Annotated in this window: 11 protein-coding genes and 1 pseudogene; 8 read left to right on the top strand and 4 right to left on the bottom strand. The window is 65.0% G+C overall.

The window, feature by feature from the left end:
- The 3 genes from BM162_RS21690 to BM162_RS21695 form a co-directional block, all read left to right on the top strand.
- Positions 1–282 (top strand): integrase core domain-containing protein (locus tag BM162_RS21690; RefSeq protein ID WP_143096290.1); only part of this gene is annotated, 282 nt, incomplete at its 5' end.
- A 104-nt stretch (positions 283–386) separates the two neighbouring features.
- Positions 387–509, top strand: coding sequence for a hypothetical protein (locus BM162_RS23515; protein WP_281243844.1), 123 nt, complete (start codon positions 387–389; stop codon positions 507–509).
- A gap of 885 nt (positions 510–1,394) precedes the next feature.
- Entirely contained in the window at positions 1,395–4,289 is a 2,895-nt protein-coding gene (locus BM162_RS21695) for a PAS domain S-box protein (RefSeq protein WP_177215333.1), read from the top strand.
- Between the two features lie 19 nt (positions 4,290–4,308).
- Here the strand turns inward: BM162_RS21695 and BM162_RS21700 are convergent, their stop codons facing one another.
- Positions 4,309–4,581, bottom strand: coding sequence for a ferritin family protein (locus BM162_RS21700; RefSeq protein ID WP_093425895.1), 273 nt, complete (start codon positions 4,579–4,581; stop codon positions 4,309–4,311).
- A gap of 285 nt (positions 4,582–4,866) precedes the next feature.
- Between BM162_RS21700 and BM162_RS21705 the strand changes: the two genes are divergently transcribed.
- From BM162_RS21705 to BM162_RS21720, 4 genes are all read left to right on the top strand, one after another.
- On the top strand, positions 4,867–5,820 hold the full coding sequence (locus BM162_RS21705) for a YihY/virulence factor BrkB family protein (protein WP_093425896.1): 954 nt from the start codon (positions 4,867–4,869) through the stop codon (positions 5,818–5,820).
- A gap of 101 nt (positions 5,821–5,921) precedes the next feature.
- Positions 5,922–6,350: a phage holin family protein gene (locus BM162_RS21710; protein WP_093425898.1), complete on the top strand. Its 429-nt coding sequence runs from the start codon at positions 5,922–5,924 to the stop codon at positions 6,348–6,350.
- Positions 6,340–7,296, top strand: a complete 957-nt coding sequence (locus BM162_RS22625) for a DUF3618 domain-containing protein (protein WP_143096291.1) — start codon at positions 6,340–6,342, stop codon at positions 7,294–7,296. Before BM162_RS21710 ends, BM162_RS22625 begins: the two co-directional genes overlap by 11 nt.
- A gap of 141 nt (positions 7,297–7,437) precedes the next feature.
- Positions 7,438–7,854 (top strand): ion channel, encoded by a 417-nt coding sequence (locus BM162_RS21720; protein ID WP_093425902.1) that lies wholly within the window; start codon positions 7,438–7,440, stop codon positions 7,852–7,854.
- A 164-nt stretch (positions 7,855–8,018) separates the two neighbouring features.
- On the opposite strand, the gene BM162_RS23045 is transcribed toward BM162_RS21720, so the two are convergent.
- The 3 genes from BM162_RS23045 to BM162_RS22630 all read right to left on the bottom strand — a co-directional run bounded on the left by BM162_RS23045 (position 8,019) and on the right by BM162_RS22630 (position 9,858).
- Entirely contained in the window at positions 8,019–8,189 is a 171-nt protein-coding gene (locus BM162_RS23045) for a hypothetical protein (RefSeq protein ID WP_177215334.1), read from the bottom strand.
- A gap of 51 nt (positions 8,190–8,240) precedes the next feature.
- Positions 8,241–9,110 carry a tellurite resistance TerB family protein gene (locus tag BM162_RS21725; protein ID WP_245759377.1) on the bottom strand — a complete coding sequence of 290 codons (870 nt, stop codon included), beginning with the start codon at positions 9,108–9,110 and terminating at the stop codon, positions 8,241–8,243.
- A 445-nt stretch (positions 9,111–9,555) separates the two neighbouring features.
- On the bottom strand, positions 9,556–9,858 hold the full coding sequence (locus tag BM162_RS22630) for a hypothetical protein (RefSeq protein WP_143096292.1): 303 nt from the start codon (positions 9,856–9,858) through the stop codon (positions 9,556–9,558).
- A 327-nt stretch (positions 9,859–10,185) separates the two neighbouring features.
- Here BM162_RS22630 and BM162_RS21730 point away from each other — a divergent pair.
- Positions 10,186–10,455 (top strand): annotated as a pseudogene (locus tag BM162_RS21730) (transposase); the annotation flags it as partial.
- Between the last annotated feature and the right edge of the window lie 10 nt (positions 10,456–10,465).

A 10,465-nucleotide genomic window follows, 5' to 3' on the forward strand; every position in this document is an offset into this window, starting at 1 on the left:
GCCGCCCGAAAGGTCCGTGAATGGATCGAAGCCGTGGGCGCGAAAACTGCCTTCATAGAGCCCGGATCACCGTGGGAGAACGGCTATTGTGAGAGCTTCAACGCCCGCTTCCGCAACGAGCTGCTCGACGGGGAGATCTTCTACTCGCTCCGCGAGGCCCAGATCCTCATCGAACAATGGCGGCGCCACTACAATACCATCCGCCCCCATAGCGCCCTGGGCTACAGACCGCCTGCCCCGGAAGCCATCGTCACCGTCGACCGAAGGAGGGCAATGCATTAACAATCAACCTGGACCACTCGAATGGGGCAGTTCACTACCTCATGGGACATTCCATCGGGAAAGTCCGCGGGCGACCCGTATACGGCAACGACCCGGACCTTCAGATGCGCGCGCTCTATCAGGAGATGGTTTCTTACCCGACCGAGTCCTGGAAGCCGCGTTCTCTCCGCATCCTGCGTCAGGAACTCGACCGCGTGGCGGCCGAACTCGGTTTCAGGGTCGAATGAACATGACGCCTTTAGGTGCCTCGTGCACCGCGGGTTGGTGCCGGTCGTGTCAGGGGCCTCTTCAGCCAGGTCCTCGCTTTCCACGTAGGGAGAGGTGGCAGCCCGTAGGGCACGGCCAGAAGCGCCCGAAATCCCAATAAAATAAGGGCAGGGATGTCCCACGCGCAGGTCGAATGGGGGTCATGCAGAACAACGACTTAGCGTAAGGGTGTCCCACGGTGCCGAGGTGCCTCGCGTTTCGCCTCGGGGGGCGGCCGCTATCGGCGCCGGGCGTCGCCGGTAGCGGCACACGGAAGGAACACCGCTTGGCGGGACGTGTCCCACGGGCTTCCCGTCGGTCATGATCGAGGGACCACCGCCCCGGCTGATGTCCCTCCCGCTTCGCGGCATACGTCTGGTATGCGGACCTTTCTGCCGATCACCGCACTCGCTCGAGCTCTGCCGCGACTCAGAGGGGCTCCGGCAGGAAAGGGCGGGAACCGGACTTTCGTCGCGAGCGGGAGATGCTCTCGGCCATTCTAAGACAGCAGACATTGTTGAGAGCGCAGTCTCCGGCCCGACAAACACGGCAGTGCGGGACATGCTTCCTCGGATCGCATTGACGTGAGGAGTGATGACGCAGCGGCACAATGGCCGTCGACGCCCAACTTCCGGTACTGTCGCCGGAACGCCCCGTCTCGCCTTTTTCGGGATGAAAACTGTTGTGGATGCGCTGCCGCTATGCGGGAATGTTGTCCGGACGGAGGAGAATTCCCAATCGCTGTTGTGAAGAATGAATGCGCGCGGCAGGCGCGGCTTCTGATCGTCTGTAGCTCGTTTCCAGACCTTTTCCGGCGATTTCACGAGGCGTCCGCATCCGTTTCCAGAACGCGTGCAGCTCTCCTGTTGCTTTTCACGACCCTGGCACTCTTACCCGGTGCGACCGTCGCTCAACCTCAGGAGCAGGACGCGCCCCTGCGGGTGCTGCTCCTGCACTCCTTTCAGCGGGAACTGCCCTTCTCGGCGAACTTCGAAAATGGTTTCGAGGAGGCGCTCAAGGAAGAAGGCAGACCCTACACGCTCTACGTCGAAGCACTCGACGCCGCGCGTTTCGGGGGCCCGGCGCACATGGAGGCGACGGTCGCCTACCTGTCCGAGAAGTATGCCGCGACGCCGGTGGACGTCGTGATCGCGAACAGCCGGCCGGCGGGGGACCTGCTCGCGTCCGCCCCGGGCCTCCTGCCCGAGGCGCGGCGGGTTTTCGCGAACGGCCCACGGGCGGATGCAGAGGTGCAGGCCCCGGACGAGGGCCTACTGATCCATGCCACTTTCGCCTACGGAGAGTCGCTTTTGGAGGTGATGCGCCTGGCGGCGCCGGACACTCTTTACGTCGTCGGGGACACCTCGGACGCCTCCGGGCGCGCCCGGGTCGGCCGGTTCCAGGAGGCCGTGGAGGAGATGGAGCTGGAGATTCCCGTCGAGTACCTCCTCGACCAGCCGTTGCCGGCGCTGCTGGAGCGCGTATCGGGGCTTCCGCCCGGTGCAGCGGTCTACGAGCTTGGCGTCTTCAAGGACGGCGGCGACCGGGTGTTGCGGCCGATCCAGGTGACCCGGCGGCTTGCAGATGCCGCCAGTGTGCCTGTCTTCAGCTACTGGAAAGCCGCGGGGACCGGAGCGGTTGGGGGACTGGTCTTGTCGGCCGGGGAACTCGGGCGACTGACGGGGCAGACCGTGCTCGATGGGCCGTCCACGGGAGCGGTCGAGACGGCGGGCCTGTCGTATATCTACGACTGGCAGGCGCTTGAGCGGTGGGGGCTGACGGATGCCGGCTTCCCGCCGGAGGCCACGTTTCTGAACCGAATGCCCGGCCTCTGGGAAGCCTACCCCCGGCAGGTGATCGCCGCCCTTGTCGTCGGTGCGCTGCTCCTGGGTCTCTCGATCATGCTCTTCGCCGCGATCGTCGCGCGCAGGCAGCGCGAACGGGAGCTGGAGGACAGCGAGATGCGCTTCCGGGGCATGGCCGACAACCTGCCCCAGCTCGCCTGGATGGCGCGGCCGGACGGTTGGATCTTCTGGTTCAACGAGCGCTGGCACGCCTTCACCGGCGCCACGCTCGAGCAGATGCAGGGCTGGGGCTGGAAGAGCGTCCATCACCCTGATCACGTGGACCGGGTCGTCACGAACATCCAGCACTCCTGGGACACCGGAGAGCCGTGGGAAGACACGTTTCCGCTTCGCGGGGCGGACGGCTCGTACCGGTGGTTCCTCTCGCGTGCGCGACCGGTGCGCGATGCGGCCGGCGGAGTGAAGCTCTGGTTCGGGACGAACACCGACATCACCGAGCAGATGCAGGCCGAGGAGGCGCTCCGCGAGAGCGAGGAGCGACTTGTCGCCATCGTCGAGCAGCTTTCAGAGGGTCTGGTCATCTTCGACAGCGAAGGCCAAGCCGTGCACTGGAACCCGGCCGCCTTGGAGATGCATGGCTTCTCCCGGACGGACGAGAGGCTGAGAACGGTGCCGGATCTCGCAGAGGTCTTCGAGTTTCGCGCCCTGGAGGACGGTGAAGTCGTATCTCCCGCCGACTGGATCGTTCCGCGCGTGCTCCGGGGAGAGACGATCCGCAACTTCGAGGCGCGCCTGATCCGCCCCGACACCGGGTGGGAAAGGATCTTTTCCTATTCCGGATCGCTCGTGCACAACGGCAAAGGAGAGATGCTCGTGGTTCTCGTGATCGCCGACGTGACGGAGCGGCGGCAGACCGAAGAGCGGCAGCGGCTTCTCATGCGCGAGGTCGACCACAGGGCGAAGAACGCCCTCGCGGTCGTCCTCTCGGTCGTCAAGCTCACCAAGGCCGATACGATCGAGGCGTTCAAGAGTGCCATCGAGGGAAGGGTCTCAGCACTTGCCCGGACCCATAATCTGCTTGCCCAAAGCCGCTGGGACGAGGTCGAGCTCGACGTCGTGATCCGCGAGGAACTGAGGCCCTACACCGAAGGGGAGATGTCCGGGAGGGTGACGCTCTCCGGCCCGCCGATCCTCGTGCGACCGGGCGGCGTTCAGCCCCTGACGATGGTCATCCACGAACTGACGACGAACGCGGCGAAGTACGGCGCGCTCTCGGTCGATGCCGGACGGCTCGACATCCATTGGAACCTGGATGGAGACGGCAACCTGAGCCTCACCTGGAACGAAATCGGAGCGCCCTCAGTCAAAGTGCCCGAACGGATCGGGTTCGGCTCGACGCTGATCCAGAGCACGGTGACCAGCCAGCTCGGCGGGACGATCGAGCAGCAGTGGCGTCCTGACGGATTGCACTGCGCCATGAGGCTGTCCGAAGGCACCGCCCGCCGCGCGAGCCCGGAGACTGCGGAAATGCCCCGCCGGAATGGGACGCCGCACCTCCCCTCGTCGGGCACGACCAAAGCAGCCCGGGTGCTCGTGGTCGAAGACGAGCCGCTGATCGCTGCGCGCATCGTGGACGACCTGCGACAGGCCGGTTACCAGCCTGTCGGTCCGGCGGCATCGCTGAAGGCGGCGCTCGCCAAGGCCCGGTCGGAGCAGGATCTCCATGCAGCGCTGGTGGACATCAACCTGAACGGCGAAGAGTCCTGGCCGGTCATCGACGTGCTCCGCGAGCGCGGCGTGCCCTTCTCGTTCGCAACCGGCTACACCGGCGTCTCAGAGCAGGTGCCGACCGGTCCCGTTCTGGAGAAACCGTTCTCCACCGATCAGCTCATGGAAATGCTGAAACGCCTGCTGGTCGGCCCTCGGTCGCCGGGTGGTGGTGCCCCGGCCGCGTAGCGAGCCGCAGTGGTGCCGGTCAATTCGCCTTCCTGCCGCCGTTATGCACAGCGAAGTGCCGAGTCATCCTCAGCATCATGGTGCGTCGGCCAATCTGCTCGAACTCGTGCTCCACCTCGCGCGCCATGGTCTGCAGCACGTCGAGGTGCTGGTGGTGATCGGACCGGAACTCTCTGATCTTTTCCGCAGAGGCCGGATCATCCAATTTATCGATGCAGGTGTCGTACGCGGCGATGGCGTCACGTTCGAGCAGGATCAGGTTGGTGACGAGGTCCTTGAAGTTGCTTTTCATTTCCGACGCTGGTGACCATGAGCTTCTCCTGGCGAGGGTGTGGGAGCCGCCTCTGTGGCGGCAAGGTGGAAACCTGCCGTCGACGCGCCGGTTCCGGCTCCGGAAAAACGTGAACCACAATACGACTGGGACGTGCAGTGTCGGCGCCCTGTGGCTTGATGCTGGGCCACGGCCGAGCAGGAGGAGACTCCCTCATGCGCGCGCCTCACGGTGGCACGCTTCCTGCGGAACCGCCTTCGCGACGGCTGATTAACTCCTGGTGACCAGGTGACCAGGGAGATCATCATGACGGACTCGAGCCGCCGCGGGCGTGATGCTGCTCGCCCTCGGGAGATCCCCAAGCCGGGATGGCGTGACATCCTCCTGCGCGTAAAGGACGAGATCACCGCGGACCATGTGTCCATCGTCTCCGCCGGGGTGGCCTTCTTCGGCCTTCTCGCCCTGTTCCCGGCCATCGCCGCGCTGGTTTCGATTGCCGGACTGATCTTCTCGCCCGACGCGATCGAGAGCCAGATTGCCAGCCTCGCAACCGTCCTGCCCGAGAACGCCGCGGCGATCCTCGAGGAGCAGGCGCGCAAGGTGGCGTCGAACGCCGGCACCGGAGCAGGTCTCGCCGCAGCCGGCGGCATACTCCTGTCCCTCTACAGTGCCTCGAAGGGCATGAAGTCCCTGATCGAGGGGATGAACATCGCCTACGACGAGGAGGAAACGCGCGGCTTCATCGCGCTCAACGTGACGGCGCTGGCGCTCACGCTCTTTCTGATCATCGGCGTGCTGATCGCCTTTGCATGCACCATCGCCACGCCGGCCCTGCTGGGCAACCTGGGGCTGTCGGACGCGATCAAGGCCTGGGTGACTTACGGCCGCTGGCCCATCCTTGCGCTCTTGACGATGTTCGGACTGGCGGTCGTGAACAGGTACGCCCCGTCGCGCGAGAGCCCCCGCTGGCAGTGGGTCAGCGTCGGCGCAGTGGTGGCAACGATCCTGTGGATCCTCGGAACGATCGCCTTCTCCATCTACGCGCGCAACTTCGGCAGCTACAACGCCACCTACGGCGCGCTCGGAGGCGTCATCATCCTGCTGACCTGGCTCTGGCTCTCGGCGTTCATCGTGCTTCTCGGGGCGGAGTTGAACTCGGAGATGGAGCACCAGACCGAGCGGGACACGACGACCGGCGAGCCCCGCCCCAAAGGCGCGCGGGGCGCCGCGAAAGCCGACACGACCGGCCGGACGCCCTGAAGGCTCCTGCCGGCGCGGCAGGGGTCATCGGGGAACGAAAACCTGCCCGGGGCCTTGGAAAGGCAGTCAACAGCGCCCCCAGTGCTGAAATGGAGGAACCGATGGCAAAGAACTTGCATGACGACGATCCGGCGGAGCCGCGGACGCGCACGAGCACACCAGAGCTTCTGACCGACGCGATGTCGCACGCCGCGAGCATGGTCCGCGGAGAGATGGACCTCTTCCGCGCCGAGATGCAGCAGAGCATGAACCAGGCCATGGCCGCGGTCGGCATGATGATCACCGGCCTGGTGCTCATCCTCGTGGCCCTGAACGTGTTCGCGGCCGCCTTCGTGGCGTGGCTCACCCAGGCGGGGGTCGGACCGGGCTGGTCCTCGATCATCGTTGGCGGTGTGCTGGCGATCCTGGCCGTGATCCTGCTTCTGGTCGGCAAGAACAAGCTCAAGCTCGTCAACCTGGCCCCGAAGCGCACGGCGAAGAACGTGCAGCGCGACGCCCATACGGTGCAGGAGGTGCGCCATGGCCACTGAGACCCGCTCCCCCCGCGAGATTGAGCGCGACATCGAAGCCGAGCGCACGCGGCTGCGCGAGACGGTCGACGAGGCCTTCAACCGCCTCACGTTCGAGGACGCCTGGAACCGCGCCGGCCTCTACATGCGCGACAACCGGTCCGAGTTCGGACAGAGCCTCGGCAAGGTCATGCGCGAACGGCCTGTCGGTGTGGCGCTGACCGCGATCGGCTTGGCCTGGCTGTTCTTCGGGCCGAAGTCGAACGTCGAGCCGCGCGGGGTCCGCTACGGCCGTCACGAGCCGGACCCGCGGGATTTCGAGACGGACCCGCTGGCACGGGAGCGCGATCCTGTGGGCGGTCCGCCAGCCGCACGCTCAGCCTATGCGTCTCCCACGACACCCGCGCGGCCAGCGTCCGACACAGCCCGCACCGGTTCTTCGGACACCCGATCGGGGGCGGGCTCGCATAGTTCGGCATCTCATCCGGCAGGGGAAGGAGTGGCATCTTCGTTCTCCCCGTCTGCGGGAGCAACGCCAGCGCCGTCACCGACCCCGTCGCCGATCTCGCCCACCGCGGCCGGCAAACCGGCGGCTCCAACGGGCGATGCAGCGAAACCCGGAGCATCGGTGTCGAACAAGCCCCCGGCAATTGGCGCCTCCGGCCCCGGTTCGACGGCGACGAATGCCGGTCCGAAGACCGGGTCCTTCTCGTCCAACTCGACCACTCCGGCCAGCAAACCCGCCACTCCAGCGAGTGATGCCGCGAGAACGGGGATGTCGGAGCCAACCAAGGCGACGGGCACCGGCACCTCCAGCCCCAGCGCGCCGGCGGCAGAACCCGGGTCGAAGACGAGGCCGCCCACAGCGACTGATCCCAAGCCCGTCACCCCTGGCACAGCCACGAGCGGCGGTGCGTCGACGTCTCCCGGCACCTCTCCGGTGGATAGGGACGACAAGAAGACCTGAAGACCTGTGCCGGCGCCGCCATGCTCAAGGGCGGCCGGCGCCGGCAAGCGCGTTTCCCGAAATCGAACCCATCGTGTCGCCGAGCTGAATCGGCTGGCAATCCTTCATCTTCCCCATTCGATCACTACTCGTACTCACCAGATGGCACTCCTAATCGGCTTCATCCTCGTCGCGCTTCTCGGTGCGCTTCACCATGTCTGCCTGCGCGGCCTGGACTGGCTGACGGGCGCGGACGGTCGAAATCCGAACCGGACCATCCTCATGACCTTCATCGGCCTGCTCACGATCCACACGCTGGAGATCGTGCTCTTCGCCGGAGCTTACGCGGCCCTGCTGTCCTGGCCATACATGGGCGAGCTCGCCGGAGGACGCGCAGAGAGTTGGAGCGGCCTCATATACTTCTCCGGCATCAACTTCGCCACGCTCGGCTACACCCAGATCGAGGCCGAGGGACCGGTGAGGATGATCAACATGATGCAATCCCTCGGCGGCTTCATGGTTCTGACCTGGTCCGCGACCTTCATCTACTCGGCATGGGAAGAAGCTTTCCGATCTTGAGAAGCCGGCGCCGGCACGCCAACTATCTCGGCGCGCGAGGCACGCGCCAACGCCCGTTTGCTCCTTCAGGGGGGCGCATTCGGCCCACTGCCACCAAGGAACGGCAAGTGAGGCAGGCGCCGCGAGTGATCGGCGCCAACTGGCGTCTTCTCAGCCCCGTCCGGCTACCTGTCCTTTGTCCGGCCTTCCTCCCGCGCCAATCGCTTCGCCCGGAGACGCGCCGTCTTCTCGTCGCGTTCGGCCTTCTCGGCGTCCAGAATGGCGCGGGAGGCTGCCGTGCTGCGCTCGATCATCACCTCGGCCTTCGTCCGCGGGGTCGAGTCTGTGGAACTCATTTTTCGCTTTTCTCCTTCAGTGCAAGGCCCTGGAAGTGGGAATGGCTGGCCTCAGGACATCATGTTCTCGACGTCGGCAATACTGTCGTCCGATAGCTTCAGGCGTGTGCGAAGATCGGCAAGGTAGGCCCTGTGCGGCTCGGTATCCGGGTCGATCGCAGCGCGGGAGGCGAGGTAGAACTCTTCTGCCGTCTCCTCGTCGTGCACCTGCGCAAGCAGTTCTTCCAACGGCTTGGGGTTAGCGATTTCGCGCTCCATCACCGCGCGATCCTCTGCGTCCGCGCCGGCCTCTGATATCTCCTCCATGATCCGCTTTCGCTCTTCCTGCGAGAGCGAGCCGTCGGAGTATGCGGCGGTGACCATCGCCCGGATGAGCAGCAGTGCAGTGTCATCGCTGAGTGCTTCCGCAGCTCTCGCATCCTCGGCCATGTCCGGCGAGGCATCGGATGCGGTTGCCGTGTCTGTTCCAGAGCCGCCGCTTCCTTTTCCAGCTAGTTGGTCCGCCACATTGCGGATCATGTCGCCGAGGCCTGACCCCGAAGCGCCAGCAGTGCTGTTGCCCGATGTGCCGGTCGTGCGGCTCTGGTGGTCCTGGTAGGCGCGGTAGGCCATGTAGCCGAGGGCGGCCATGCCCAGCTTTCCGCCCATCCTGCTTCGCCGCCGAGGATATCCCAAGCCGGACATCGCAGCTCCAGCGCCGAGCCCTCCCCGTCGCCCGCGACCCGCCATCCGGGAGGCGAGCATCGTCCCGAGAATGCGCTTGAGGCTCATGTCACCGCTCCTTCCACCCGATTTTTGCCGGATGAAGATGAACGCCGAACTGGGCTTCGCGTTCCGTTTGCGGCAACAGCCGACGACGTCGGCAGGATTCTCTCGGCGCGACGGCAAAAGGCATTGGCACACCGTGTTCGGGTCGGTCATGGCGTGAACCATCGGCGGACCCGGTGCTTGTACCTGCTGTAGAGCCCCGAATGGAACTGAGCGAGAGATGGGTGCACGCCAGACCCAAGAACACCAAGTCCCGTTCGCGTCGTCATATTGATGCGGGCCGGCTACCTTGCGCGTGCGGCTTTCTATGGCCTCATCGCTTACTTCGGGAACCGCGCGGCTCTTACTCCGCTCGACGCGAAAGGTGCCTGAACGGCATTCGACGCTGTCTTCGAGACATCCTTGGCGTCCCCTCTTTCTGGAGCATGGCCGTCGGCGCTTGGTGCTTCGCAGGCTGAACGCTGCGATGAGCAATCGTCGGGACAATCATTCCTATGGTCAAGAGTCTTCCAGTCGACAGAGCACCACGATCGACGGCACGTGGCGAGAAGCTTCTGCTTCCCCGCTCGCACAGGGACATCCTGCTGCGCCCGCGAACTCAAGCTGGCGCACCGCGGTCAGTTTGGGCTCCAAACAGCCATCGGAGGCAACGCAGCATCGTCCAATCTCGGCACAGGTAGATGGAAGGACGGCCTGTTCCTGCAGTCCAGACTTGGGCAACATCGCTGCACTGCGGCCCGTCGAACTTGCCGTTCGCTGCAAATGCGAAAACGATGGCCAGTCGAACGCGCGGTCTGCGGACTTTCGTCTGGTACCAGCCGGCGCGGCGGACGGCCGGAAGGTCGGCATAACCAAAATAGGGCGCATTGCGGACGCGCCCGAAGAAGTTCTGCTGGTTCATTTTGAGAGAGGGACGTTCCGAACCAGTTCCTCTCGATGGAACACCTCGACAGAACTCGGTTCGCGGGCGCAGAGCCCGCGGCAGCAACCATCACCCTCGCGGGATTTCTTGACCTCCTCCATCCGTCCGGTTCGATCGGCAAGCTAACCCTCATGGCGAAGAACGGCCCCCACCAGGTGGCCGCAAGGACCTACACGCCCGAGATTGCACAGATCTGGGTCAACTGCTTTATAGATGGCGACGGCTACCTGACCATCCATGGAGTGCCCCCGCTGGAGTGGTCCGCCCCCAGGGATAAAATGATCCCGTTATGGAGAGGACCAGAGAATGGCTGGGAAGCGAGAGAAGCCCGAGGACATCGTCTTGAAGCTGCGGCAGATTGAAGTTCTGCAAGGCCAAGGACTATCGGTCGGTGAGGCAGCGCGCCAGGTCGGCATCACGCAGCAGAGCTACTACCGCTGGCGCAGGCAGTATGGCGGCATGAGCCGCGATCAACTGAAGCGGCTCAAGGAACTGGAGGCGGAGAACCGACGGCTCCGGCGGGCTGTTTCCGACCTGACCCTCGACAAGATGATCCTGAGCGAGGCGGCCCGGGGAAACTTTTAAG

The sequence above is a fragment of the Tranquillimonas alkanivorans genome (assembly GCF_900115595.1).
In the GTDB taxonomy this organism is placed as follows: Bacteria; Pseudomonadota; Alphaproteobacteria; order Rhodobacterales; family Rhodobacteraceae; genus Tranquillimonas; species Tranquillimonas alkanivorans.